We start from the raw sequence: 26,641 nt of genomic DNA on the forward strand, positions 1-26,641 counted from the left end.
TTCCCGTCAAAACCTGCAATAGTCTGACAATAAGAAAAGACGAGGAAAAATCAGCGCGTTTTTCAACGCTTGTTGTGAAACACAATCATTAGGAACCTCATATGACCGATATGAACCGCCGCGCCGCTCTGACGGCGACGGGGCTTTTTGGCCTGGCAGCCGCCCTGCCTGCGTCAGCGGCCCCCAAGACATCCACCGCCGCCGCCAAGGCCAAGCTTTTAGCGCCGACGCCGCCCATGGGCTGGAACAGCTGGAACAGCTTCGCCACCACCATCACCGAGGCACAGTCGCTGGAAACGGCCAAGATCATGGCCGATAAGCTCTTGCCGTCCGGATACGACATCTTCACCATCGATATCCAGTGGTACGAGCCCGAGGCCGTAAGTTACACCTATAACAGCAACCCCGTGCCGTCGATGGACGGCTACGGCCGGCTGATCCCCGCGCCCAACCGCTTTCCGTCCTCGGCCAACGGCTCAGGCTTTACGGCCATCGCCAAGCAGGTCCACGCCCTGGGCCTGCGTTTCGGCATCCACCTGATGCGCGGCATTCCGCGTCTGGCGGTCGAAAAAAACCTGCCCGTACTTGGCACCCAATACCGCGCGCGCGACATCGCCGATACGTCGAGCACCTGCCCGTGGAACCCCGACATGTACGGTGTCGACATGTCGAAGCCGGGCGCGCAGGCCTATTACAACTCGGTCTTCAGCCTCTATGCCTCGTGGGGCGTCGACTTCGTCAAGATGGACGATATGAGCCGGCCCTACGACGCCCACGCCGCCGAAATCGAAGCGGCGCACAAGGCGATCGTCGCTACCGGCCGGCCGATTATCCTCAGCCTGTCACCCGGCGAAACGCCAGTAGCCCGCCACGCTCACGTGGCCAAGTACGCCGAGATGTGGCGGATCAGCGACGACTTCTGGGACGAATGGCGCCTGCTCGACGAGCAGTTCACGCGCCTGGAAAACTGGAATGAACACCGCCTGCCCGGCCGCTGGCCCGACGCCGACATGCTGCCGCTGGGCCGCCTGGCGCTCGGCAACCGCGACACCAAGTTCACGCCCGACGAGCAGCAGACCCTGATGACCCTGTGGTCGATCGCGCGATCGCCACTGATCATGGGCGGTGACCTGCGTCACCTGGATGCACCGACCCTGGCGCTTTTGACCAATCCCGAAGTTCTGGCCGTCAACCAGAAGAGCCACGACAACAAGCCGTGGTTCGTCAATGATGGCATGCGCATCTGGACGGCCAAGGCTGAAAACGGCGACATCTATCTCGCCCTGTTCAACACGACCGACAAGACGAAGGCCGTCGGCTTGGATCTGAAATATCTCGGCCTGAAAGCCGTAAAGGTCAGCGATCTGTGGGCACGCAAGTCGCTTGGCACCGTTACGGGCCGCGTTAGCGCCGACCTGCCGGCGCACGGCAGCGCACTCTACCGCCTGGCTATCGCATAACGCTGTATTGACAAAATTCCTCATTGGGCTTCTCCTCACGGAAACATCCGTCGGGAGGGGCCTATGGGGGGCGACTGGAACGGTGATGTCCTGGGGGCGGCGCTCAGCCAGTTTTTCCCGACATTACAAAGCAAGACCTTCTTTATTCTGGCCGTGCAGCTGCTGATCACCTGGCTGGGCGCCATGGTGACGCTGTCGCGGATTCGCGCCTTTCACCGCAAGGGCGTCGACTGGCTGACGGCCAAGACCAACGATAAGGGCCAGGTCGATCTGGTGATCAAGAGAGGCGCGCTGGCCGGAGTCAGCGGTTCTTTCGCCATGAGCAGTATCGTCCTATTCCTGCTGTTGTTGTTCTGGGGGCAGCATCAATCCCTGCTGGTTTCCACCCTGATTTTCGCCGGCTGGTCCCTGCTGACGGGCGCCGTCATCGCCATCGCCCTGATCAATGTCGACGAAAATCTCGGCGCCAACGCGCTGGGCCTGACCGTCATGATCGTGCTGGCCGCCGCGATGGTGACCCACCACTATCCCATGGATATGTCGTTCCTGCGCAACTACCTGCTGCTGGCGCTATTAGCCTTGATCGTCTTCTCAATAGTGCGGTTGCTGATGAATATCCCACGCTGGCTGCAGCGCATCGGCGCCCTGTTTGGCGTTATCCTTTTTACCACGTACCTGCTCTATGACTTCGACATGCTGGCCGCCAAGCAGGCCGCGGGCATAAATACCTGGCAGGCGGCGACGCACATGGCCATCGAGCTCTATCTCGACATCATCAACCTGCTGCTGGAACTGCTCGACGCGCTCAGTGATTGATGGACAGCATTAATGCCGCGGCCTAAAAAGCCGCATGGCCGATCTGCTGACCGAATCATCCAATGCCGCTCCCTACTCCGTTTCGGAGCTGGCCGGCGCGCTGAAGCGTACGCTTGAAACCACCTATGACCACGTCCGGCTGCGTGGCGAGATCTCCAAGGTCACGCGTCATTCGTCGGGCCACGTCTATCTGACGATCAAGGACGACAAGGCGGCGATCGATGGCGTCGTCTGGAAGGGCCAGGTGTCGCGCCTCCAAGCTCAGCCCGACCACGGCCTTGAAGTCATCGTCACCGGCCGCATCACAACATTTCCGGCTTCATCAAAATATCAGATCGTTATCGAACAAATGGAAGTGGCGGGCGTCGGCGCCCTGCTGGCCCAGCTCGAACGGCTCAAGCAAAAGCTGCACGCCGAGGGCCTGTTCGCCGCCGATCGCAAGCGTCCCCTGCCTTTCGCGCCCAAGGTCATCGGCGTCGTCACCTCACCGACCGGCGCCGTCATTCGCGATATCCTGCACCGCATCCGCGACCGCTGGCCATGCCGCGTTATCGTCTGGCCGGTCGTCGTGCAAGGCGACACGGCTCCGCCGCAGGTGATCCGCGCCCTGAAGGGCTTGGAAGCTGGTGAAAACGGCCTGCCCCGGCCCGACGTCATTATCGTGGCACGCGGTGGCGGCAGCGTCGAAGATCTGTGGCCGTTCAACGACGAAGGCCTGGCGCGTGCGGTATCCGCCTGCACTATCCCGGTTATCTCTGCCGTGGGCCATGAGACCGACACCACCTTGATCGACTACGTCTCCGACCGTCGCGCGCCGACACCGACGGGCGCCGCTGAAATGGCGACGCCGGTGCTGGGCGAACTGCGCGCCTTCGTATCCGACCTGGAGCGACGCCGCCAGACAATCATTTCCAGAATAATGGAAGTTCGCCGTGAGCGCGTCGCGCTTTTGAGCCGTGCCCTGCCCAAGCCGCAGGAGCTGATCGACACAGCACAGCAGCGGCTGGACTTCGTGGCTCACCGTCTGAGCGGGGCTTTGAGCGCCAATCTCAATGCCCACCACGTCGCGCTGCAACGCACCTCGGCGCGCTTCCGCCCGGGCCTGCTGGAGCAGCCGCAACGGCTGAAGACCGACCAGTTGGCACAGCTGTCGCAGCGGCTGGCGGCCGCCATGACGCGCAAGCTGGCCCTTACCGAAAGCCACGCCCGCCTGCCGCAACTGACCGCGCGTCTGGGCGACGGGCTGAAACGCATCGCCACGACCAAGGGCGAACGCCTGCCGGATCTTACCCGCCGCATGGACGAATCTTTGCGCCGAGCCACAATGCAAAAAGGCGAGCGCCTGCCGGAACTGTCACAGCGTCTTGGCGAAGCCATAACGCGGTCCTTGAGCCGGCACGCCGACCGGTTGAAGGGCCTCGACCAACTGCGGCTCAGCCTCAATCCCGACCGGCCGCTGGAACTGGGGTTTGCCCGGGTCAATCGCAAGGACGGCCAGCTCGTCACCGCGCCTGACATGGTGTCGGCCGGCGAAGGGCTGGAACTGACCTTCAAGGGCAGCCGCAAGCTGGACGTCACAGTCGGCGAAGGCGCCCCGCCCGCGCCCAAGCCTGTGGTCAAAAAACCTGGCCCGCCGCCTCAACAGGGCAGCCTGTTCTGACCTTGATTAGCGCCGCCGGGCGTCATATGTTCATGGGATGAACATGCATTCCTCTCAGCCCCTCCTGCCCGGCCAGGCCGTCCTCCAGTACGGAGACGGCGAATACAGCGTCATGCGGCCCGGCAAGTTCGTCATCTGCGCGGTTTCCGGCCGCCAGATCCCGTTGGAGGCGCTGAAGTACTGGAATCCCCGCACGCAGGAGGCCTATGCAGGCCCCGAGGAAGCCACGGCCCGATGGAAAAACCTGAAGGCCTGACCCGCAGACATCTTCTTGCAAGCTTAAGCGGCCTTGGTGTGGCGGCTGCCTGGCCTGCCATGGCTACGCCGGAATTCGACGCCACCTTGCCCTTCAACCTGAAGGGGCGCTTCGTCCAGGGCGGCTATTGCGTCGGCCAGGGCGCGCCGTTCGCCGAGCTTTGGGTCGATGGAAGCCCGCGCGGACGCGCTGCAGATGACGGCTGGTTCTATGTCGGCTTCGACCGCGATTCCGCCTCCTCCTGCCGAATCAGCGTCAAGGATCATGGCCGGACGACCAGCGTCATGCTGGCCATTGCGCCTACCGCCTACGACATCCAACGCGTTGATGGACTGCCGCAGCAGACGGTGACGCCGACCGAACCCGATGTCCTTGAGCGCATCAAGCGTGACGCCGAGCGGAAAAACCTGGCCTTTACCAGCCGCGCCCTTGAGGACGGTTTCCGCAAGCCCTTCCAGTTTCCGCTTAGCGATTTCCGCGTGTCCGGCCGTTTCGGCAACCAACGCATCCTGAACGGCACGCCGGGTGCTCCGCACTACGGTTTCGACATGGCCGCGCCCGCGGGCACGCCGATTCGCGCGCCGCAATCGGGCCTGGTCGTGCTGGCGGAACCGGACATGTTCTACGAAGGCGGCCTCGTCTTCATCGATCATGGCCAGGGCCTGATCTCGATGTACCTCCACCAGTCGGAAGTCGTGGTCCGGACGGGGCAGCGCGTCTATCCCGGCCAGGTCATCGGCAAGGTCGGCGCCACCGGCCGCGCCACGGGTCCGCATCTGTGCTGGCGGCTCAAGTGGGGTGACCGCCGCATGGACCCAAGCCTGATGGTAACAACCTAAGATTGCCGCCCCGCCATCCGCCGCCTTCCGTAAGCGTGAGGGTACCGGCTTGCCGAAAATGGCTTGTCTTTTTACCGGCAGGCGAATTATTCGCTTGAAAATGTTACGCTGTTCTTCATAACAGCGAATCGCGCCGTATCATAATATCAGTCAAAGGCGCCCGTCACCGCACACGCTTCGACCAGGGTCATGGCCGATTACAGCAGTTTGAAAATCCTGCTGGTTGAAGACAACCAGCACATGCGATCGATCGTTGGCGCCATCTTGAAAGGCTCCGGCATCCGGAATGTCCGCGAAGCGCGCGATGGCGCGGAAGCGCTCGACATGCTGCGCCAGTTTCCCGCCGACATCGCCTTGGTCGATTTCAACATGGACCCGATCGATGGCGTCGAATTCACCAAGATGCTGCGCAACGCGACCGACAGCACCAACCCGTACCTGCCGATTATCATGATCACCGGCCATTCGGAACGTTCGCGCGTCATCCAGGCCCGAGACGCCGGCGTCAACGAATTCGTCGTGAAGCCCCTGACCGCCCGCGCCTTGCTTGGCCGTCTGGACAGCGTCATCATGCGTCCCCGCCCGTTCATCCGTTGCCGGAACTACTTCGGTCCGGACCGCCGCCGCATCGTCGACCAGTCCTATGCGGGCCCGTTCCGCCGCTCGACCGACGGCATGATTTAGAGAGCCTTGATCCGAAGGCGCGGGGCAATAGTTAACAAGCCCCTTTGCGGGACACGCAAATCATCTCATAGTAGCGCGGTGATTCTATCTGCGCCCGATCTGCGGCCACGGAAGCCTCGATGAGAAAACTCACCCCAGTCCTGCTGATGGGCACCTATCTTCTGCTGTCCGCCAGCCTGGGCGCGACCCTGTACAACGGCGCGTCCGAGCCGGCGACCGCGGTCGCCGCCATGCTGGGCTGCCTCGGCGTCTGCGTCGCCTTTCACGTCTTCGTCGGTCAGCGGCTGGTCGAGATGCGCGTTACCCGCGACATCGAGCAGGTCCGCGAGGCACACCGGCTGATGGTCGATGCAATCGATTCGACGCAGAAGGACATGATCGAGCTGGCTGACCGCGTGCAGAACCAGCGCACCTCGCGCTCGGAAGAACTGACCTCCGAAGTCCGCATGCTCGAAGACCTGGTCAAGAAGCTGGGCGAAAGCATCGAGGACCGCCTGGCCGAATGGCAGGCAGCGCCGGCTGTCATGACCCAGCCGCGCAATGCCCGCGAAGCCCAGAGCCTGGCGCTGATCGAGACGATCCGTGAAGCTCTTACGCAGAACCGGGTCGACCTGTATCTTCAGCCGGTGGTCAGCCTGCCCCAGCGCAAGACCATCTTCTACGAAAGCTTCTCGCGTCTGCGCGATGTGTCGGGCCGCGTCTTGATGCCAGCGGAATATCTGAACGTCGCCGACGCCGAAGGTCTTGTGCCATCGATTGATAACCTGCTCCTGTTCCGCTGCGTGCAGATCGTCCGCCGCCTGGCCAAGCAGGACCGCCGCATCGGTATCTTCTGCAACATCTCGCTGACCTCGCTGCGTGACGAAACCTTCTTCCCGCAGTTCCTCGAATTCCTCAATGAGAATCGGGATCTCGCCGGTGCGCTGATCTTCGAACTGGGCCAGGACGCGTTCGCGTCGCGCGGCTCGGTCGAGGCGCGCAACATGGCCAAGCTGGCCGATCTCGGCTTCCGCTTCTCGATCGACAAGGTCATGAGCATCGATTTCGACCTGCAGGACCTGCACCGTTCGGACGTCCGCTTCGTCAAGGTCAGCGCCGGCATCCTGCTGGACCAGTTGCTGAATATCGAAGGCAAGCCGGTCCTGAAGTTCATGAAGGACATTCATGCCGGCGACTATGCCTCGCTGCTGGCGCGCTACGGCATCGAGGTCGTGGCCGAGAAGGTAGAAAACGAAAAGCAGGTCGTGGACATCCTCGATCTCGAAATCGGCTACGCCCAGGGCCACCTGTTCGGCGAACCGCGCGCCATCAAGGAACAGGTTCTGGCCGAGACCGATCCGCCCGCCGGCTTTATCAAGTCCACCCTGCCCCAGGTCCGCCGCCGGGCCTGAGGCGGTTTGCTGCTCCAACAATTCTGATGTAGATTGCTCTCATGGGTATCCTGACGCCAGAAGAGATCAATCAGCTCACCGTCGCAGAGCGACTGGAGCTTATCGGTGAACTGTGGGATAGCATCGAAAATAAAGACATTCCGCTGACGCCCGCTCAACTCGCCGAACTGGATCGCCGTATCGCAACTTTTGACGAAGATATCAAAGAAGCAGTGTCTTGGGACGATCTGAAGGTCGAGTTGATTGCCCGGGCACCTTAATGCTGGAATTGTCTTTACTCCTGCCGCCCGGCAGGAAGTTATCGATGTCCAAAATTGGTACGAGACCGAAGCAAAGGGTCTGGGCGTTCGTTTTCGTGAAGTGCTCGACAAGCAACTGACGCGCGTCGCCGCCAATCCTTATCGTTACCCCGTCGTTCGCGGCGAAGTTCGCAAATCTCAGATTGGCCGATTTCCTTACCTCATTTTCTTCAGAGAAGAAGAAAATGTCCTATATGTGTTGTCCTGCTTCCATTCGAGCCGTGATCCGCTGATCTGGCAAAAGCGGCTTTAACCCCTTCCCCTGCCCTGCTCCACTCGCTAAACAGCGCGCAACTGTAACCCCTATTGCGAGTGTGGAATGTCCCAACCCGAACTGCTGTCCGGCCTGTCGGCCGTCGCCAACCAGTATGATGCCATCTTCTGCGACATCTGGGGCGTCATCCACAATGGCCGCCAGCACTTCCCGCCTGCCTATGAGGCGCTGAAGCGCTTCAAGGCCGAACGCGGACCGGTCGTCCTGATCTCCAATTCTCCGCGCCCGCGCGACAGCCTGGTCGCGCAACTGGCCAGCTTGGGCATCATGGAGGACGGCTTCTCAGCCGTCATTTCCTCCGGCGATGCCACGCGCGAATATCTGCGCAAATTTGCCCCGACCGGCCCCGCCTGGCGCATTGGCGATCCGCGCGAACAGTCGCTTTACGAAGGCATCGATATCGACCTTAACGGCACGCCGGAAACCGCCGCCTTCATCTCGTGCACTTCGCCCTATAATGACGAAACCGACACGGTCGAGCAGTACCGCCCGCAGTTCGAAATCGCCGTCCAGAACCGCCAGGTCATGATCTGCGCCAATCCGGACAAGGTCGTGCAACGCGGCGACAAGATCATCATCTGCGCCGGATCCCTCGCCGATCTTTATGCCTCCATGGGCGGCGAAGTCATCATGGCCGGCAAGCCCTACGCCCCCATTTACGACATGTGCTATGCCGAACTGGACCGCCAGACCGGCCGCGCGCATGACAAGTCGCGGATTCTGGCCATCGGCGACGGCCTGCCGACCGACGTGCTGGGCGCCAATGGCCAGGGTCTGGACCTATTGTTCATAGCCGCCGGCATCCATGCGCTGGAAGCCACCGACGATAGCGGCAAGCTCGATCCGCTGCTGCTCAAGAAGCTTCTGGACGTTGAGACCGCTAAGGCGCGCTACGTCGCCGAAGCCTTGCGCTGGTAACGCAAAAACGCGGTGGCCATCGGCCACCGCGTTCTCGCACCATCGCAATATATCCGCTTGCGGCTCTCTAAGGCCGCTTGTCAGCGTCTTTGCTTGTTATTTCAGGCGTTTCCTGGCTCCAAACTCAGGACTTAGTCGAACAGGGCGTCGATGTCGTCCTGGCTGTTCGTCTTGCCCATGTCTTCCGGGGCAATGTCGAATAGGGCGTCGATATCGTCCTGGCTGTTCTTCTCCTCGGCTGCCGGCGCAGGGGCTGGCGCGGGTGCCGGGGCAGCAGGTTTGGGCGCTTCAGGCGCTTTCGCGGCCGGAGCCGGTTGCGGCTTGGGCGCAGGGGCCGGTTCGGGCGCCTTCGCGACCGGAGCCGGTTCAGGTTTCGATTCTGGCGCCTTGGCGGCCAGTGCGTCGGGCGTCACGGCAGGGGCCGCCGGAGCCTCGTCGAACATAGCGTCAATGGCGTCCTGCTTCGTTTCCGGACCACCGATGGCAGGACCGTTCAGCAGCAGGTCGTGACGGCGCTTCTCTTCCGCGGACATCTCCTTCGGCGCACCATCATCAATGCCGAGCGTGCTGGCTAGGCGGCCGACACGTTCCTCGATCTGCTTCAGGACGTTGACCACCTTCGACACACGCTGGCCGGTAATGTCCTGAAACGAACAGGCTTCGAAGATCTTCATAACCTCGTCGTCGACCTTGGACTTGTAGTCCGGGTCGGAACCGTCGTAGCCCATGATGGCTTCGGCCGAATTCATGATGGCGTGGGTAGCGTTTTCCGTGTCACGGGTGATCGCTTCCAGCTCAGCGCCGGCGGTCGGGATGCGATCTTGCGAAATGTCGTGCGGACGCATTTCGCGGATCTCTTCCTTCGCCTTGGCAATATAGCCGGCAATGATGCTGAATTCCTCAGACCGGCGCTTGTCCAGCTGTTGAAAGAAGCCGCGCATCAGGGCGACCAGCGCTTCCGACTGCTGCATCAAATTGATCAGCTTGGGTTCGAGCTCGCCGACCATCGCGGGATCGAAATCCCCCGCATCAATGGCGTCTCGTTTTTCTGCTGGCATGGCCATAATGTTGTATTCCAAAAAGAGACTTAGAACTCGCCGAGAACAGCCGTGATCTTCTGCTTGAGAGTCGCGGCATTGAATGGCTTAACAATGTAATTGTTAACGCCGGCTTTCTTGGCGGCGATAACGTTCTCGGTCTTGCTTTCGGCGGTGACCATGATGAACGGCGTCCGCTTCAGACCGTCGTCGGCGCGAACCTTGAGCAGCAGCTCGTAGCCCGTCATCGGTTCCATGTTCCAGTCGGAAATGACCAGGCCGTAGGAACCCTTTTTCATTTTTTCGAGCGCTTCGGTACCGTCCGAAGCCTCTTCAACATTCTCGAAACCCAACTGCTTCAGCAGGTTCGAGATAATCCGCAGCATGGTCTTGTAGTCGTCAACGACCAGGACCGGCATGGACATATCGATGGCCATGAGTGAACGCCCCACTTTTTCTAAGTGAACCCGCAACGTGCGGGCCCTTCGGATAAGACATGAGCCAATATGAAGCAAAGTGGATAAAATCAGGTTAAGGTCGTTTTTGAAATTTATTGATATATTTCAATAGTATAAGCTATATTAACCACGAAATATGGTGAAAGTCGCAAACAAATACGGACGATAAAACATAAAACTTGCCGCCCTGTCCCGGCGCAGGACATGTTTCTGGCTTGCCTCGCCCCAAGACCAAGACGAGCGCATCATGACGCGCTGGTTTTGTCGTTCGTCGCGATATTTTGCCGAAAACCGCTTACACTTTTCGGCATATCGCTCTAGATGGACATTCATCTTGCGGGACGCCTTATGAGCACAGCCTATTATCTCGACGAACTGAGCCTGGAACAGACGGCATCGCGCGTCTTCACGGTCGACGATGCCGCCATCAACGCGTTTGCGGATGTGTCGACCGATCACAACCCGGTCCATGTCGACGAAGCCTTCGCGCTGGCGTCTCCGTTCAAGGGACGCATCGCCCACGGCATGCTGATGGGCGCCTATATCTCCGCGACGCTGGCCGGAGAGCTGCCGGGCCAGGGCGCCATCTATGTCTCGCAGTCGCTAAACTTCAAACGCGCCGTGCGCCCGGGCGACGAAGTCACGGTCACCGTGACCATTACCGACATCGACCTGAAGTCGGGCCACGTCACCCTGTCGACCGTCGTCAAGGTGCGCAACAAGACCTTTGTCGACGGCACGGCCGTCGTCATCGCGCCGAAACGTCTTTAAGTTAAGCCTCATGTTTCCCAACCTGCCCCCTGCCCTGCGTCCGGCTGGAATCCAGATTCACCACCTCAGCCTGGATGCGCAACGCTATGTGCAGGACGATGCTGAGCCCAGAGCCTCGGACCTGCCCGACGGCGCGGCGGCGGCGATCGGCAGTTTCGACGGCGTTCATACGGGACATCAACAGGTCATCGCCACGGCAGTGGCCGCGGCGAAAGCCAACGGGAAACCCTCCGCCGTCATCTGCTTCGAGCCGCACCCGCAGGGCCTGTTTCATCCGGAAGGCAAACCTTTCCGGCTGATGGACCTGTCGCAGCAGTTGCGGGCATTCGCCGCGCTCGGCGTCGACTATGCCTATGTGCTCGACTTCGACCGCCGTATGTCGCAACTGACGGCGGAAGACTTCGCCAGGCTGATCCTGGCCGAGCAACTCCGTCTCAGCCATGTGTCGGCAGGATTCGACTTCCGCTTCGGCCAGCGCGGCCAGGGCCAGGCCGAGGACCTGACCGAGTTCGGCCGGCGCTTCGGCTACACTACCGACATCCTGCCCTGCCAGACCGACGACGCCGGCAACAAGCTGTCGTCTTCAGCGGTACGTGAAGCCCTGCTGGCCGGGGATGTCTCGCGCGCGACGCAAATTCTTGGCCGCCCGCAGGCCTATCTGGGTGAAGTCATCCACGGCGCCAAGCAGGGCCGCACCATCGACTTCCCGACGCTCAACCTGAAGCTGGGCAGCTATCTTCGCCCCCGCTACGGCATCTATGTCACGCGCACACGCTTCGGTGATGGTCGCGTCGTCAACGGGGTCAGCAATATCGGTGTCCGCCCGACGGTCGGCGGCGACATCGAACTGCTGGAAACCTACCTGTTCGACTTCGCGGAAGAGGTCTATGGCCAAGTCGTCGAAACCGAACTGCTGCATTTCATCCGTCCGGAAGCCAGGTTTGCCTCATTCGACGAACTGAAAACCGCCATCGCGGACGATGCCGCAAAAGCACGGGCATTCTTTATTGAATCCGCTTCACCGGCTGCCTGAGCAAGGTCCTGAGCTTTTCCGGCGCCACTTTGCGCGGATCGCCGAGATAGATTTCGTGATGCTTGCCGGTTTCCTTCAGGTCGTTGGCCGGCAGCCACTCGTCGTGCAGCCGCTTCAAGGTCGGGCCTTCGTCATCGTATGAACCGATGTGCAGTATCTGGGCGGATAAACCTTCATCCAGCACTTCCAGCCGCGCCTGCTCCACGCCCGGCAGCCCCTTCTTCATCATAACTTCGGAGAGCGCCGCCCTGACGTGATCGGCGGTAATCCAGTCGGGCTGCAAAATCATCATGGTCCACGACCATTTCGACTTCTGCCGTGTCACGAAAGTCCCCATATCGTTCGCCCACCACAGCCCTTCCAGTGGGCCCACGACATAGTCGCGATCAAAGGCGCGCTTCGACATGAATTTCAGCGTGTAGGACAGCGAATAGAGCGCTTCGACCGCCTGCTTATACTCCGGCGCCGTATTGGGATCACCCGCGCCATCGTACATCAGGTACGGCAGGGGCGGCACATCGACCAGGACAAAGTCCTTCGACGGGGCGCTGTAGAGCGACTTATATTCGTTTTTGAAATCGATCTTGGACATGGACGCATCCTGAAAGTGTCTGAACTGACTTCAAAATGCGCCCACGCGCTGCAAAAAAACGGCAGCACCTCTTACCCATCAGAACGGCGACTTGAGAATGCCGGCATAGTAGAGTTGGTACTTCCAGAAACGGATATACTTGCCGATCTTGGTCTTGGGACGCGGCGCCGTGCCAGGGTCGGAGACATTGCGGCCATGACCGATATGGCGCGCCACGCCGGGCAACAGGAAGGCCTGGGTCCCAACTTCCTTGATGATGGCCGACATGCGGTCGGGCGTCACGCGGTTGAACGGCTTATAGCGATGATAGATCTCGGTGCGGAACAGGCCAGGATTGGGCGACCAGCCGAACCACTCCGGATGCGCCTTGGGACTGATGTGCGCGAATTCACGGCCAGCATAGGTTTCTGGCGTCGAGCGCCGGCGGTATTTGCCCTTGATCTCGTCAAACGCCCGGACGGTCACATTGGTGATCCTGGGGTTGGCCTCGAAGGCCGCCAGCGCCCCTTCCCAGTCGACCGGGCCGTCGAACGCCCAGTCATCTTCCAGATGGAAAAGATAAGGCGTCTCCACCGCCGAATAAAGGCGGTCGATCGAGGTCATCAGCCCCGTGCGGCCCTCACCCGTCAGCACCTGGGCGTAGGGCATGCGCGCCTTGACGGCCGAAATCACGCCCTCATCGGCTGAATCTTCCGACACGATATACTTGCCGCCGGTATTGTAGCGTTGAAAGGTCTCCAGCGTCTTTTCCAGGAGGTCCAGGCGGCCGCAACTGGTAATGCAGATCGTCACGCTGTCGGGAATTGCCCGGGGAGTCTGATCCGTCTGTTCCACGATATTCCCTCGCCACATATCTTCCGGGCAGTTAGTCCGCGCCGCGCGGGCAAGTCAATTTTTTTCCGGTCTGGCGCGGAACAGGTCGACCCGCGCCTGGAAGTCGGCCTGCAGGTCGCCGTAGAACAGGTTGTAGCTGTTGACCTTGCGCGCGCCTTCCCAGGTATCGGCCCCCTTGAACGCCGGTGAAGATGGCTTGTCCACGGTCAAAAGCCCGCGCAGGCACCGCGCGGACACCTTGTGCGGGATCAAGGCTGGCGGCGTCCCCCACTCCAACCCCGTGGCGTTGGTCGCCCCCAGCGACGCCTTTTCGTCAACGCCACCGCCGCCGGCGGCGCCCGTCAGCGGGTTGACGCAGATGGCCGGGCGGCTGTCGAGCGCCTCCAGATAACCGGCCTCGTTCCAGTAGACGCCACGCCGCAGGAGCAGCAGCAGGCTTTCCGGCTCTTCTGACGCGACGGTCTGGTAGGCGACGACGCAGCCGGTCTGCACCCGCGCCGCGCAGGCCGGCAGGTCGAGATAGGACTTGCCGTTGATCTCCTCAGGCACCAGGCTTTCCAGGAGATAGACGGCGACAAGCTGCGCCTTCAACTCCGGATCGGAGACGACGCGTGTGCGGATCAGCTTTTGCGCCAGCAGGGCACCCTGTTCCAGACCGACGATAACAAAGCCCTTGCCACCCTTGCGGCTCTTGAGGAAGCGCTCGAAGGCGGCGTCAATGTCGATATAGGCGAACTCGCGCGCCTGGCGCGCGTCCTCGCGGCCGGTGAGTTGCGTAAACAGGCTGGCCTGGCGGTATTTGGGCGCATAGATATTGCCGCCAATAGCGAACGGTCCCGCATAGTTGGGCAGTTGTACCTGCTCGACCTCGCGGACGGCCGAGCCCTTGTCGATGGGGGCCAGCCAGCCGCCGCCGCCATTATAGCTGGTGGCGTGGATGAAAAAGACGTCCACCTTGCGCGGATCGGCCGAATACCTGGCGATGGCCGGGTTAAGGAACCAGCTTTCCGCCTTGCGGTAATCCGGCGCTTCCGGCGGCACATAGATCTGGAACGGAATCTTCGGATCGAGCTGGCCGCGGTGGAAGTCGTTCTGCAGGTAAGACCATGCCAGTCCCACGACCATCGCGGCCAGCGCCAGCGACATGAGAAAGACGCGGTTGCGCAAGGCGCGCTGCAGCCACTCCGGCAGGGACTTGATCATGGCCGGGAGCATAGAAACTCCCGGCCATTTTGAAAAGCCCGATCAGCAATGCGCCGAAAAGTGTGTCGCGGTTTCTGGCGCATTGCGATCCAGAAAAAATGACGATCTTGATCGCGTCAGGTTTTTGGCGACAGCTTGAGCAGGCGGCCGTCACCGTCTTCCAACAGGTAGATATTGCCGTCCGGCCCCTGTTCGACGTCGCGGATGCGAGTCTCCATGTCCCACTGGTCGGCCTTGGTTGCCTTGGCGCCGTCGATATCGACCCGGATCAAAGCCTGGCCGGACAGCGCCCCGATAAAGGCGTCGCCCTTCCACTGCGGAAACTTGTCGCCGGTATAGATAATCAGGCTCGACGGCGAAATCGAAGGGTTCCACCACACCTTGGGCGCTTCGAATTCGGGACGCGTCGGATGGTCGGGGATGTCGGCATCGTCATAGCCGCTGCCGTTTGACACGACTGGCCAGCCATAGTTCTTGCCGGCGACGATCAGGTTGAGTTCATCGCCGCCCTTGGGGCCCATCTCGTTTTCCCACAACTGGCCGTCGGGCGCGAAGGCCAGGCCATACAGATTGCGGTGACCATAGCTCCAGACCTCGTCCGACGTGCCGCCCTTGCCCGCCAGCGGGTTGCCGGGCGCCGGCTTGCCATCCAGCGTCAGGCGCAAGACCTTGCCGAGGTTAACCTTCACGTCCTGCGACGGGGTCTTCTTGTTGCGTTCACCCGCCGTGACGAACAGGTATTTCTTGTCGGGCGAGAGGGCCAGCTTCTGCGAATAGTGGAAGTCGGTGTCCGCCATCTTGGCCTGGCGCCAGATCACCGTCAGGCCTTCCAGGCGCGGATTGGCGTCGAGCACCAGCTTGGCGCGGGCAAGCGCCGCACCATTCCCGCCGTCGCCAGGTTCGCTGAAGGTCAAATAAACCGTGCCCGTCGTCGCATAGTCCGGCGCGGCGAGAATATCCCCAAGCGAACCCTGGCCGTTGTCGTCGACCTTCGGGACGCCGGCCACGTCCTTGGAAACGCCTTTCGACAGCCACTTCATCGTGCCGGACTTTTCGGTGACGAGCATGTCGCCATTGGGCAGGAAGGTCATGGCCCAGGGCGTGTCGAACTTGGCGACTTCGGTAATGGTGAAAGGCGCGCCGTCGGCGGCGATGGAGGGCGTCTGCTGGCAAGCCGTAATAGCGAGGGCGGACAAGGCGGCGGTAAGCGCCAGATTGAGTTTGCGCATGGGTCGGGTCCTTTGCGGCGGGAAAGGCAGGCGAAAGCGATACTGGTTTGAAAAGGATCAAACGGACTTACAGGAGGTTTTCCGTCTGACGCAATATGGAAGGTGAGTTTAGGCTAGGCACGACACGGACGCTCTGATAAAGCCGTGGCCATGTCGAAAACGGGCGCCACCATACGAATTATGGCCCCGGCACGGGCCTGAGTGCGCCCTGCCGGGTCACCCAGACGCGCCCTCTCCTGACATTTTTTTATCAGACGCAAAGTCCCCATGTCCGATTCTCCTGCTTCTACCGTTACCGGCCGCGATTACCGCGAAACCGTTTTCCTGCCTGAAACCGAGTTCCCCATGCGCGCAGGCCTGCCCAAGGCCGAGCCCGAAATGCTGAAAAAGTGGGATGAGGCCGAGTTGTATCAGAGCGTGCGCAAGGCCCGCCAGGCGGCGGGCGCGCCTTTGTTCGTACTGCACGACGGCCCGCCCTATGCCAACGGCAATATCCATATCGGCCATGCGCTGAACAAGATTCTGAAGGACTTCGTCGTTCGCTCGAAGTTCCTGATGGGCTTTGACGTAGACTACGTTCCGGGCTGGGATTGCCACGGCCTGCCGATCGAATGGAAGATCGAGGAAGAGTTCCGCAGCAAGGGCCGCAAGAAGGACGAGGTCCCCGCCGCCGAGTTCCGCAAGGCGTGCCGCGAATACGCCGCCAAGTGGATCGACATCCAGCGCGAGGAATTCAAGCGCCTGGGCGTGCTGGGCGACTGGCAGGACCGCTATGCCACCATGGACTACACCACCGAAGCCAAGGTGACGGCTGAGTTCCACAAGTTCCTGATGTCGGACCAGCTCTATCGCGGCTCCAAGCCCGTCATGTGGTCGCCGGTCGAGCGCACGGCCCTGGCCGACGCCGAGGTCGAATACCATCCGCACGTGTCGCCGACCATCTGGGTCCGCTTCCCCGTCGCCAACGCCACGACCTCTTCGGTCATCGGCGATTCGGCCGAAGACGCCGACGATCTCAACACGATCATGAGCGATACGTCGGTCGTCATCTGGACGACCACGCCGTGGACGATTCCCGCCAACCGCGCTGTCTCCTTCAACCCCAAGGTCGCCTACTCCGTCTGGCAGATCACGGGCATGAAGACGGAAGAGGAGCTGGGCTTCGCGCCTTGGGCCAAGCCGGGCGATAAGCTGATCCTGGCCGACAAGCTGGCCGAGGACGTGCTGAAGGCCGCCAATGCCACCGCCTGGGACAAGCTGATCGACCTGGCGCCGACGGCTCTGGCCGGTCTCGAACTCCGTCACCCCCTGGCGGTTTTGGACGACGGCTACGGGTTTGACGTGCCGATGCTGGCCGGCGACCACGTCACCGACGACGCCGGTACGGGCTTTGTGCACACGGCGCCCGGCCACGGCGCCGACGACTATATCGTCTGGTTGTCGTCAGGCCGTTCGCTCGACACCATCCCCGACACGGTCGATCCCGATGGTGCCTATTACCCGCATGTGCCTTTGTTCGGCGGCCTCAAGGTGCTGGAAACCGAAGGCAAGAAGGCCGGCAAGTTCGGTGAGGCCAATGGCGCGGTCATGACGAAGCTGATCGAAGCCGGCAACCTCTTGGCGCGCGGCCGGGTCGAACATTCCTATCCGCATTCGTGGCGCTCCAAGGCCCCGGTGATCTTCCGCAACACGCCGCAATGGTTCATCCGCATGGATGGAGACGCAGGCTTGCGCGACAAGGCCAGCGTCGCCATCAACACGACGCAGTTCTTCCCCGACTCGGGCCGCAACCGCATCGGCTCCATGGTCGAAAGCCGCCCTGACTGGCTGATCAGCCGCCAGCGCAACTGGGGCACGCCGCTGGCCATGTTCGTCGATAAGGCGACCGGACAGCCGCTCAAGGACGACGCGGTCAATGCGCGCATCATCGGCCACATCCAGGACGGCGGCGCCGACGCCTGGTTCACGCGCCCCGACACGGATTTCCTCGGCAACGACTACGATCCGGCCAATTATGAAAAGATCACCGACATCCTCGATGTCTGGTTCGATTCCGGCTGTACCCACGCCTTCACCATCGAGGGCCGCGCCGACAGCCATTGGCCGGCGGACCTCTATCTCGAAGGCTCGGACCAGCACCGCGGCTGGTTCCAGTCGTCGCTGCTGGAAAGCTGCGGCACGCGCGGCCGGGCGCCCTATGAGGCTGTCCTGACCCACGGCTTCGTTCTCGACGAACAGGGTGAAAAGATGTCGAAGTCCAAGGGCAATGTCGTTGCCCCGCAGGACATCGCCAAGGAATCGGGCGTGGAAATCCTGCGTCTGTGGGTCGCGCTGTCGGACTATTCCGAAGATCTGCGCATCGGCAAGCAGATCATCCAGACCACGGTCGATGCCTACCGCAAGCTGCGCAACACGGTGCGTTACCTGCTGGGCGCGCTCAACGGCTACAGCGATGCCGAAGCGGTCGACTATTCGGACATGCCGTCGCTGGAACGCTATATACTGCATGAGGTCCATCGCCTGGACGCCCAGGTGCGCGACGCCTATTCGCGCTATGACTTCGCCGATGTCATCCGCCCCGTCAGCGATTTCTGCTCGCAGACCCTGTCGGCGCTTTATTTCGACATCCGCAAGGACTGCCTGTACTGCGACAAGCCTTCAGACCTGAAGCGCCGCGCCGCCCGCACCGTGATGAATATCCTGTTCGAGCGCCTGACACTTTGGCTGGGCCCGATCACGACCTTCACCATGGAAGAGGCCTGGGCCAGCCGTAACCCGGATGGCCAACAGAACCTGTTCCGCGTGCTGGAACCGGCGCCCGACACGTGGATCAGCACGGCCGAAGCCAATCGCTGGAACCGGATCGAAACCGTGCTTGGCGTCGTCACCGCCTCGCTGGAAGGCAAGCGCCGCGACAAGGTCATCGGTTCGGCCCTGGAAGCCGCCCCTGTGGTCTATCTTGCCGACAACAGCCTCTATGAGGCCTTCGACGGTATCGACGCCGCCGAAGTCTTCCGCACCTCACAGGCAACCCTCACCTATGAAACCCCTCCGACGGATGCCTTCCGCCTCGACGGCGTCAACATGGTTGCGGTCGGCTTTGCCTTAGCCTCCGGCAACAAGTGCCAGCGGTCGTGGCGCATCCTGCCCGAGGTCGGCAGCGATCCACGCTATCCGGACCTCTCTTTACGCGATGCCGAAGCCGTCGCCGAATGGGATGCGCAACATGGGTGAGTTGCTACAGGCGCTTAAGGCGAAATGGCGCGCGCCCGTCACGCGCCTCGGCCTGTGGTGCCTTGGCCTGGGGCTGGTCATCGTTGTGCTCGACCAGGCAACGAAGGCATGGATGCTCTATGGATTGCGGCTCGAAAACGGTCCGGTCAAGATTTTGCCCTTCTTTTCGTTCACCTTGGTGCACAACACGGGCATGAGCTTCGGCCTGCTTGGCGGTACGGCTTTCGGACGGTGGTTCCTGACGCTGTTCCAGCTCAGCGCCGGAATCGGGCTCGGCTTCCTGACGCTCAAGCAGGTGGAACGGCTTCCGGCCGTGGCGCTGTGCCTGATCGCAGGCGGGGCGATAGGCAATGTCATCGACCGCATCCGCTTCGGATTCGTGGTCGATTTTCTCGATTTTTCGGGAACGCAGATCTTTCCGTGGGTATTCAATGTCGCCGACAGCGCCATCTGCATCGGTGTCGCCCTTCTGGCCTGGCATTTCCTCAAGTCCGAGGACGCCGCCAAGACGCCCGCCGCCGGTCCTGATGCCTGAGATATAAGCCGCTTGGCAGGTGGCGACAAACGCAGTACACATCTCTGTCCGCTGGACAGGGGAATTTGGAGCGAATTGATGAAGTCGGTAAAGATCGCGGGTTTGGTGATTTTGGCAGGGTTTGCCCTGTCGGGGTGCGAGTCGACCCGTAACGCGCTGGGCCTCAACAAGGTCGTGCCCGACGAATTCCGCGTCGTGACCAAGGCGCCGCTGGTCGTGCCGCCGAACTTTGCGCTGCGTCCGCCTGCGCCGGGTGAGCCGCGTCCGCAGGAACTGCAACCCGACAGCGTGGCCCGTCAGGCCCTGCTGGGTGAGCGCGACGCGGTCAGCCGCACCCAGGGCGAGCAGCTCTTCGTCGCCCAGGCCGGCGCCGACAAGGCCGATCCGCTGGCCCGCTATGTCGTCGATGATGAATTCGGCGACCTCGCCTACAAGGACTCGAGCTTCGCTGACAAGGTTCTGTTCTGGCGCAAGCCGGAAGCGCCGGCGACGCCGGCCAACACCAATGCCCAGATCGCGTCCGAAGTGACGCCGGTCGATGCCGAGGCCGAAAAGGCCCGCCTGACGGCGCTGACCGGCGACCAGCCGATCATCATCGCCCAGAAGAAAGACCAGAAGTTCAAGCTGCCGGGGCTCTAGCCCCGGACTGCGATCTCAAAAGTATCAAGGCGTTCCATCCGGAACGCCTTTTTTGTTCTTAACGCGTTAACGCTGGAGGATAAGATGAAGCTGAAATCCCTGTTCGCCGTGTCCGTATTCCTCATGGCGCCGCTGGCCCTGCCCGCGCTGGCTTCGCCCGCCGCCGACTGCGCCAAGCAGACGCTGGAACAGCGCGTCGATGGCGCCCTGGCCGCGGCCGACCGTCCCGCCGACCAACGCGAGCGCGATGCGGTCCGCAAGGCCGAAGTCACCTTCCTGTTGTCGCACGTCAAGCCGGGTGACCGCGTGCTCGATATCGGCGCCGGCCAGGGCTATGCCTCGTGGCTTCTGTCGTCCGCTGTGTGCAACGGCCACGTCGTCTCGCAGAACCCGCAAGGCTGGGTCGACTATTATAAGATGGGCCCGGCGCGCGATGCCATGGCGGCAGCGCGAAAAAATATCAGCCTGCTGACGGTCGACTTCGACAAGATCCCTGCCTCCGCCAAGCCATACGACGTCATCTTCATGGGTATGGTCTATCACGACACCTATAATGAAAAGGGTCACGATACGGCAAAGCTCACCGCGTCGCTGAAGTCTCTGCTGAAGCCGGGCGGTTTGATCGTCATCACCGACCACGACACGGCGGCCGGCAAGGGTTTCAGTGAGACCAACACCACCCATCGCATCGAAAAGGCGCAGGTTCTGGCCGACTTCAAGGCTGCGGGCTTCACGGTCGCCGAGGACAGCGCCGTGCTTGCCAATACCAGCGACGACCATACGAAGAATGTCTTCGATCCGGCGATCCGGGGCAAGACGGACAGGATGGCTCTGGTCTTCCGCAAGCCCTAAAGCATCAACCACGAACCGCACGAACCCGCGCAAGCGCCGTCACGAACACTGAATCTCTGCGTTCGTGTTTGTTCGTGTGGTTCGTGGTTACTTTTTCTTGTCCACAGATTACACAGATGTACACAGATTATCCGTGCAGATGGATAGCTTTGAGCCCTTCCAATGGAAATCGCGACCGCGCAGAGCGCGGTCAATCATTGGAAAATCATCCACATCTGCTGATACGCACACGGATAATCTGTGTGCATCTGTGTAATCTGTGGACCTACTCTTCACGACAAAACCACGCGCGCAGCCAAAGCCGCTTGCGCTCGAATTCCCTGTCTTTCCGTGTCGCCTCGCACAGCGTGCCCTTCCGTGGTTAAACCTTACTGACACTCCCCCCGACTCCGGCTATTCTGCCCGGATGTCCGTAATTCAGCGTCTTCCCCAGGATACCATCAACCGCATCGCCGCCGGCGAGGTCGTCGAGCGCCCCGCCTCGGCCGTCAAGGAACTGGTCGAAAACGCCATCGATGCCGGCGCGCGCCAGATCGATATTCGCTGCGACCTGGGCGGCCTGTCGCGCATCCTGATCGAAGACGACGGCTGCGGCATGGGGCCGGACGACCTGCAACTGGCCATCGAACGCCACGCCACCTCAAAGCTCAAGCCGCAGGACGACGGCAGCTGGGACCTGCTGCACATCCAGACGCTCGGCTTTCGCGGCGAAGCCCTGCCCTCCATGGGCTCGGTCGCCCGCCTCAGCCTGACGTCAAAACCGGTGGACGGCGATGCCCTGACCATCACGGTTGATGGCGGCGCCATTCAGCCCTTGCAGCCGGCCGCCTTCAGCCGCGAGCACGGCACGCGCGTCGATCTGCGCGACCTCTTTTACGCCACCCCGGCGCGCCTGAAATTCATGAAATCCGAGCGCTCGGAAAACATGGCCATCGCCGAAGAGGTCAAGCGCCAGGCCATGGCGCACCACGATGTCGGCTTTTCGCTTGAACTCGACGGCAAGAAGAGCTTACGCCTCTATCGCGAGGCTGATGGCTTCGAAGGCCGGCTGAAACGCCTGGCCGCCCTGCTTGGTCCCGATTTTTCCGAAAATGCCCTGCTGATCGACCAGCAGCGTGAAGGCGTGCGCCTGACAGGCTATGCCGGCCTGCCGACCTTTTCGCGCGGCAATGCCCTGCATCAATACCTGTTCGTCAATAATCGCCCGGTGCGCGACCGCCTGTTGGCAGGCGCCCTGCGCGCCGCCTATGCCGACTTCCTGGCGCGCGATCGCCACCCGCTGGCCGCCCTGTTTATCGAAATCCCACCGGAAGAGCTTGACGTCAACGTCCACCCGGCCAAGACCGAGGTCCGCTTCCGCGACCCCAACCTGGTGCGCGGCCTGATCATCGGCGCCTTGAAACACGCCCTGGCCTCGGCCGGGCACCGCGCCTCGACGACCGTCGCCAGCCAGACGCTGAGCGGTTTCCGCCCCGAAGGCATGATATCGCCGGTCCAGCCACAGCTGAGCCTGAACCGGGCTTTTGCGGCGCCGTCCTATGACCGCCGTCCAACACCATCGCAGATCGCCGCCATCCGGCCCTGGCTCAGTCCCGATCCCTCGCCTTTCGTGCCGGCGGGCCGAGTCGAACCCGCCCCAGCCTATGACGCGCCGGGCGTCGCCGAAGCGCCCTTCATCGACATGGACGGCGTTATTACGGAGGTCGCGACCTGGACGCCAAGCGACGTTCAGGCGCCCGACGCCATCGCTTTTCCTTTGGGCGCGGCGCGCGCTCAGATCCACGAGACCTATATCCTGGCCCAGACCCAGGACGGCATGGTCATTGTCGATCAGCACGCGGCCCACGAACGGCTGGTCTATGAGCAGATGAAGACGGCCATGGCTGAGGGCCACGTCGTCAGCCAGAACCTGCTCATCCCTGAAATCGTCGACCTGGAGCGCGAGGAAGTCACCCGGCTGATGGCGCGTAGCGATGACCTGGCGGCCATGGGACTAGGTCTCGAGGCGTTTGGCCCGACCAGCGTCCTGATCCGTCACATCCCGTCGCTCCTCGGCGATTGCGATATCTCGGGCCTCGTCCGCGACCTCGTCGACGACCTGACCGAACACGGCGAACTGCTGGCCCTGAAAGAGCGCATGGCGGAAATTTGCGGCGATCATGCCTGCCGGCACAGCGTCAGGTCCGGCCGCCGCCTGACCGGCGACGAAATGAACGCGCTGCTGCGCCAGATGGAAGCCACCCCCCATTCCGGCCAGTGCAATCACGGCCGCCCGACCTATGTCGAGCTGAAGCTCAAGGATATCGAGCGGCTGTTCGGCCGGCGCTGATCACACCTGCATTGCTGAAAACAACAATGGCGAGCGCACCCATTTGCGCTCGCCATTGTCACACCCCACCCATCGAACCGTGTGCATCGGGGCGGCTAACCCGCCTCGGCGCAAAGCCGTCTGGCTTATGCCCCGCTGCAGAGCCGGGGCACGTTCAGCCTAAAGCGATATTCCGAAACAGCGTTCCAGGTATCGCTCAGTTTTGCCTTATCGCGACACTTAACTGAAAACCGCTACGCACTTTTCAGGTATCGCTCAGCCATAAAAAAACCTGCGGTCAGACGACCCCAGGCAGACACCGCATCAGTGTGCGAAATTCAGGATGAGCAGACCGAGGCCCATAACGACGCCCCACGCCTGGACGCTGAGACCCGCGACCAGAAGCAGCTTGAAAGCGTCCTGACGGCCGCGCGCGGCGCGCACCTTCCCTGTATGTATAGCTTGATTGTCCATCACTTACCCCTAAGTTTGGTAGTCTCACCTCAGGGCGCAAACGGGCAATTTACATGCCTCATTGTTATTTACGCCTTGTTAAGGACATATTGTGGATAAGACCGGCGGACCGTCAATAGACTTTTTTAACGCTTGCGCTAATTTTACCACTAGACAAGGTAATTGAATCTTTATTCTGATAAAAATCAAAGACTTATTTTTGATAAATTTTTTGTTTAAGGAACAGAACCTGCGCCGCGCCGTAAATTTTGGCGTTGTTTATTTCCCACACATCTGTGGCAAAATCGCCCTCGTCGGCGCCGCGTTCGAAAACAACTGTCGCATTTTCTGACAGCCAGTTGCCCGAAATGAGACAGTCAAGCGCGCGTTCACCCAATCCCTTGTGGTAGGGTGGATCGAGGAACACAAGATCGAAGGCTTCGGCCTGCGATCCTGGCCGCGGTCCCAGTTGCGTGGCGTCCCGGCGGTGCACGCGGGTATTTCCGAACAGGCCGAAAGATTCGACATTATCGCGAATGGCGCCGCGCGCCGCCTCGTCCGTCTCGACGAACAGGCAAAAGGCGGCACCACGTGACAACGCCTCGAAGCCCAGAGCGCCTGAGCCAGCGAACACATCCATGACGCGCGCGCCGTCGATGTCCGGCGCCCATTCGGCATGGGCCAGCACGTTGAAAATCGCTTCACGCGCGCGGTCGGAGGTCGGCCGCGTATTGCGGCCGTCCGGTGCGCTCAGGCCGCGCCCCTTGAAGTCACCCCCGACGATGCGCATCGTTTAGTCTTCGCGGCGCGGCTTGCGGCTGAAACCGCCTGGAGCCCCGCGAGGGGCGCCACCGGGACGGCCACCCGGCTTACCGCCCGGGCGCGGGCCCGACGACGGTCTGTCGCCATAGCTTTTGCGCGCACCACCGTTGTCGCGATCTTCACGCGGACGGAAGCTGGGGCGCTCACCTTGTGGACGATCGAAGCGTGGCTTGCCGCCATAGCTCTTGCGCTCTCCGCCGCCTTCACGGTCTTCGCGGGGCCGGAAGCTGCGTTCGCCCTGGGGACGCTCGCCTTGCGGACGATCGAAGCGCGGCTTGCCGTAGGGCTTGCGATCATTACCTTCACGATCCTCACGCGGGCGGAAGCTGCGCTCGCCCTGGGGCCGCTCACCTTGGGGACGGTCGAAGCGCGGCTTGCCGTAGGGCTTGCGATCGCCGCCTTCGCGATCTTCGCGTGGGCGGAAGTTGCGTTCACCCTGGGGACGCTCGCCTTGCGGACGGTCGAAACGCGGCTTGCCATAGGGCTTGCGCTCGCCAAAGTCGCGCCTGGGGCGATCACTTTGAGGCCGCTCGCTCTTGGCGCCGCCGAATTCGCGCTTGGCGCGTTCGTAGGCGCCCGCCTCACCGGCCGGAATGTCATCGTGCGATTTCGTCCCATAGCTGCGCGCCGGGCGCGCACCGTCGCGAGGTGCACGGTCTTCGCGCGGACGGAACGGCTTGGCGTAGGGCTTGCGATCGCCAGCCTCACGGTCTTCGCGCGGTTTGAAGGCGCGGGCCGCCCGGGGGGCGCGATCTTCGCTGCCGGTCTCGGGACGCGGAGTCCACGGCTTCTTGTCGAACGACCGTTCACCGCGCGGCGCAAAAGCGCGCTCCGGGCGGCGGTCGCGGCTCTCGCCGTCGCCTTCGAAGCGCGGACGTTCGTCGAAGTCGCGATCCTTGAACTCGCGGCGATCTTCGAATTCGCGGCGAACGCGCGGACCGTCGCCGACCTTGCGTTCGCGCGCCGGCCTTGATCCTTCCCGGGCATCGGTCTTGCCGAAGCGGTCGCCCCCGGCGCGGCGGCCTTCGGCGGCAGGACGAGCCTTCGGCAGGTCGCGCGTCTGGCTGGCGCCTTCGGGCGGAAGATTGCGCGGATCGATCTTGTCGCTCAGCAGTTCGCGGATGACACGCGGGCCGACCTCCTCGACATCGCCGGCCTCCAGATTGCCGAGCAGGAACGGCCCATAGGCCAGGCGGATCAGGCGATTGACCTTCAGGCCGATCGATTCCAGCACTTTCCGGACTTCGCGGTTCTTGCCTTCGGTGATCGACACGGTCAACCAGACATTGGCGCGACCGTCCGCCTTGTCCTGGCGCTTGTCGAGCGTGGCTTCCATCGGGCCGTAGATGACGCCGTCGACGGTCGTGCCGTTCTTCAGGCGATCGAGCTCGGCCTGGGTCGTGTGCCCCAAGGCGCGGGCGCGATACTGACGCACCCAGGCGGTCGACGGCATTTCCAGCGCGCGCGCCAGTTCGCCATCATTGGTCAGCAGCAGCAGGCCTTCGGAATTGAGGTCGAGGCGACCGACGGAGATGACGCGCGGCATGGGCTGCGGCAGCTTTTCGAAAACGGTCGGGCGGCCTTGCGGGTCGGAATGGGTGGTCATCAGACCGACAGGCTTATGGTAACGCCACAGGCGGGTCGGCTCGGCCTTGCCGATCGGCTGGCCTTCGACGGTGATGATGTCGGCGGCAGAAACCAGCACGGCCGGCGTATCCAGGATGCGGCCATTGACGGCGATCTTGCCGAGCCCGATCAGGCGCTCGACCTCGCGGCGCGATGCCAGGCCGGCGCGCGCCAGCACCTTGGCGATGCGCTCGGTCTTGACGGGGGGCTTAGCCGGCTTGCCATCTTTCTTGCCGCCATCCTTTTTAGGGCCTTTCGCCCTGGCCGGCCTGGCGTCCTGCTGTTCAAGCCCTTCACCGGTCTCGGCGCGGGGCGTCCATTGGGAGGGGACTTCGGATTCCGTTTGCGGAACGTCACGCTCTCCAGCGTTACTGTTATCGGTCACGACAATGACTTTCTTTTAAAACGAGGCACTCAA

General features: G+C 62.0%; 26 protein-coding genes. 17 read left to right on the forward strand and 9 right to left on the reverse strand.

The window, feature by feature from the left end; translation table 11 throughout:
- Window positions 1–101 precede the first annotated feature (101 nt).
- The 10 genes from J2X24_RS16015 (at window position 102) to J2X24_RS16060 (ending at window position 8,597) form a co-directional block, all read left to right on the forward strand.
- Window positions 102–1,460 (forward strand): glycoside hydrolase family 27 protein, encoded by a 1,359-nt coding sequence (locus J2X24_RS16015; protein ID WP_209723931.1) that lies wholly within the window; start codon window positions 102–104, stop codon window positions 1,458–1,460.
- Window positions 1,461–1,523: 63 nt separating this feature from the next.
- On the forward strand, window positions 1,524–2,276 hold the full coding sequence (locus J2X24_RS16020) for a Bax inhibitor-1 family protein (protein ID WP_209723932.1): 753 nt from the start codon (window positions 1,524–1,526) through the stop codon (window positions 2,274–2,276).
- Window positions 2,277–2,310: 34 nt separating this feature from the next.
- Entirely contained in the window at window positions 2,311–3,936 is a 1,626-nt protein-coding gene (xseA, locus tag J2X24_RS16025; protein ID WP_209723934.1) for an exodeoxyribonuclease VII large subunit, read from the forward strand.
- A 37-nt stretch (window positions 3,937–3,973) separates the two neighbouring features.
- On the forward strand, window positions 3,974–4,192 hold the full coding sequence (locus J2X24_RS16030) for a DUF2093 domain-containing protein (RefSeq protein ID WP_209723936.1): 219 nt from the start codon (window positions 3,974–3,976) through the stop codon (window positions 4,190–4,192).
- Window positions 4,171–5,031, forward strand: coding sequence for a M23 family metallopeptidase (locus tag J2X24_RS16035; protein ID WP_209723938.1), 861 nt, complete (start codon window positions 4,171–4,173; stop codon window positions 5,029–5,031). Before J2X24_RS16030 ends, J2X24_RS16035 begins: the two co-directional genes overlap by 22 nt.
- 189 nt (window positions 5,032–5,220) lie before the next feature.
- On the forward strand, window positions 5,221–5,715 hold the full coding sequence (locus J2X24_RS16040; RefSeq protein WP_209723940.1) for a response regulator: 495 nt from the start codon (window positions 5,221–5,223) through the stop codon (window positions 5,713–5,715).
- 119 nt (window positions 5,716–5,834) lie between these two features.
- Complete coding sequence (gene tipF / locus J2X24_RS16045; RefSeq protein ID WP_209723942.1) at window positions 5,835–7,106, forward strand: flagella assembly cyclic-di-GMP phosphodiesterase TipF; 1,272 nt, start codon at window positions 5,835–5,837, stop codon at window positions 7,104–7,106.
- A 41-nt stretch (window positions 7,107–7,147) separates the two neighbouring features.
- Window positions 7,148–7,366: an addiction module protein gene (locus J2X24_RS16050; protein WP_209723944.1), complete on the forward strand. Its 219-nt coding sequence runs from the start codon at window positions 7,148–7,150 to the stop codon at window positions 7,364–7,366.
- Window positions 7,350–7,658 (forward strand): type II toxin-antitoxin system RelE/ParE family toxin, encoded by a 309-nt coding sequence (locus J2X24_RS16055; protein ID WP_209723946.1) that lies wholly within the window; start codon window positions 7,350–7,352, stop codon window positions 7,656–7,658. Before J2X24_RS16050 ends, J2X24_RS16055 begins: the two co-directional genes overlap by 17 nt.
- A 66-nt stretch (window positions 7,659–7,724) precedes the next feature.
- Window positions 7,725–8,597, forward strand: coding sequence for a TIGR01459 family HAD-type hydrolase (locus J2X24_RS16060; protein ID WP_209723948.1), 873 nt, complete (start codon window positions 7,725–7,727; stop codon window positions 8,595–8,597).
- A gap of 131 nt (window positions 8,598–8,728) precedes the next feature.
- Here J2X24_RS16060 and J2X24_RS16065 read toward each other — a convergent pair whose 3' ends face one another.
- Both J2X24_RS16065 and J2X24_RS16070 read right to left on the reverse strand, forming a co-directional pair.
- Window positions 8,729–9,655, reverse strand: coding sequence for a protein phosphatase CheZ (locus J2X24_RS16065; RefSeq protein ID WP_245344753.1), 927 nt, complete (start codon window positions 9,653–9,655; stop codon window positions 8,729–8,731).
- A gap of 29 nt (window positions 9,656–9,684) precedes the next feature.
- Window positions 9,685–10,071: a response regulator gene (locus tag J2X24_RS16070; protein ID WP_192618472.1), complete on the reverse strand. Its 387-nt coding sequence runs from the start codon at window positions 10,069–10,071 to the stop codon at window positions 9,685–9,687.
- A 369-nt stretch (window positions 10,072–10,440) separates the two neighbouring features.
- Between J2X24_RS16070 and J2X24_RS16075 the strand changes: the two genes are divergently transcribed.
- Entirely contained in the window at window positions 10,441–10,863 is a 423-nt protein-coding gene (locus J2X24_RS16075; protein ID WP_209723952.1) for a MaoC family dehydratase, read from the forward strand.
- A gap of 10 nt (window positions 10,864–10,873) precedes the next feature.
- A complete protein-coding gene (gene ribF / locus J2X24_RS16080; protein WP_209723954.1) occupies window positions 10,874–11,896 on the forward strand; it encodes a riboflavin biosynthesis protein RibF in 1,023 nt (340 codons plus the stop codon).
- Here the strand turns inward: ribF and J2X24_RS16085 are convergent.
- The 4 genes from J2X24_RS16085 to J2X24_RS16100 form a co-directional block, all read right to left on the reverse strand.
- Entirely contained in the window at window positions 11,868–12,488 is a 621-nt protein-coding gene (locus tag J2X24_RS16085; protein WP_209723956.1) for a GyrI-like domain-containing protein, read from the reverse strand. The two genes, ribF and J2X24_RS16085, sit on opposite strands and share 29 nt — an antisense overlap.
- A 78-nt stretch (window positions 12,489–12,566) precedes the next feature.
- Entirely contained in the window at window positions 12,567–13,322 is a 756-nt protein-coding gene (locus J2X24_RS16090) for a hypothetical protein (RefSeq protein ID WP_209723958.1), read from the reverse strand.
- A gap of 54 nt (window positions 13,323–13,376) precedes the next feature.
- Window positions 13,377–14,537: a DUF3089 domain-containing protein gene (locus J2X24_RS16095; RefSeq protein WP_245344754.1), complete on the reverse strand. Its 1,161-nt coding sequence runs from the start codon at window positions 14,535–14,537 to the stop codon at window positions 13,377–13,379.
- A gap of 104 nt (window positions 14,538–14,641) precedes the next feature.
- Complete coding sequence (locus tag J2X24_RS16100; protein ID WP_209723960.1) at window positions 14,642–15,754, reverse strand: PQQ-dependent sugar dehydrogenase; 1,113 nt, start codon at window positions 15,752–15,754, stop codon at window positions 14,642–14,644.
- 267 nt (window positions 15,755–16,021) lie between these two features.
- On the opposite strand from J2X24_RS16100, the gene ileS reads away from it, so the two are divergent.
- From ileS to mutL, 5 genes are all read left to right on the forward strand, one after another.
- Window positions 16,022–18,988, forward strand: a complete 2,967-nt coding sequence (gene ileS, locus J2X24_RS16105; RefSeq protein WP_209723962.1) for an isoleucine--tRNA ligase — start codon at window positions 16,022–16,024, stop codon at window positions 18,986–18,988.
- On the forward strand, window positions 18,981–19,523 hold the full coding sequence (gene lspA / locus J2X24_RS16110; RefSeq protein WP_209723964.1) for a signal peptidase II: 543 nt from the start codon (window positions 18,981–18,983) through the stop codon (window positions 19,521–19,523). The genes ileS and lspA overlap by 8 nt, the downstream gene beginning before the upstream one ends.
- Window positions 19,524–19,601: 78 nt before the next feature.
- Entirely contained in the window at window positions 19,602–20,162 is a 561-nt protein-coding gene (locus tag J2X24_RS16115) for a DUF3035 domain-containing protein (RefSeq protein ID WP_209723966.1), read from the forward strand.
- An 84-nt stretch (window positions 20,163–20,246) separates the two neighbouring features.
- Complete coding sequence (locus J2X24_RS16120; RefSeq protein ID WP_245344755.1) at window positions 20,247–21,014, forward strand: methyltransferase domain-containing protein; 768 nt, start codon at window positions 20,247–20,249, stop codon at window positions 21,012–21,014.
- 406 nt (window positions 21,015–21,420) lie between these two features.
- Window positions 21,421–23,343 carry a DNA mismatch repair endonuclease MutL gene (gene mutL, locus J2X24_RS16125; protein ID WP_209723968.1) on the forward strand — a complete coding sequence of 641 codons (1,923 nt, stop codon included), beginning with the start codon at window positions 21,421–21,423 and terminating at the stop codon, window positions 23,341–23,343.
- A 303-nt stretch (window positions 23,344–23,646) separates the two neighbouring features.
- Here mutL and J2X24_RS16130 read toward each other — a convergent pair whose 3' ends face one another.
- The 3 genes from J2X24_RS16130 to J2X24_RS16140 all read right to left on the reverse strand — a co-directional run bounded on the left by J2X24_RS16130 (window position 23,647) and on the right by J2X24_RS16140 (window position 26,608).
- Window positions 23,647–23,796 (reverse strand): hypothetical protein, encoded by a 150-nt coding sequence (locus J2X24_RS16130; RefSeq protein ID WP_209723970.1) that lies wholly within the window; start codon window positions 23,794–23,796, stop codon window positions 23,647–23,649.
- A gap of 193 nt (window positions 23,797–23,989) precedes the next feature.
- On the reverse strand, window positions 23,990–24,565 hold the full coding sequence (gene rsmD, locus J2X24_RS16135; RefSeq protein WP_209723972.1) for a 16S rRNA (guanine(966)-N(2))-methyltransferase RsmD: 576 nt from the start codon (window positions 24,563–24,565) through the stop codon (window positions 23,990–23,992).
- 3 nt (window positions 24,566–24,568) lie between these two features.
- Window positions 24,569–26,608: a pseudouridine synthase gene (locus tag J2X24_RS16140; protein WP_209723974.1), complete on the reverse strand. Its 2,040-nt coding sequence runs from the start codon at window positions 26,606–26,608 to the stop codon at window positions 24,569–24,571.
- Window positions 26,609–26,641: the final 33 nt, after the last annotated feature.

This window comes from Asticcacaulis solisilvae (genome assembly GCF_017875235.1).
In the GTDB taxonomy this organism is placed as follows: Bacteria; Pseudomonadota; Alphaproteobacteria; order Caulobacterales; family Caulobacteraceae; genus Asticcacaulis; species Asticcacaulis solisilvae_A.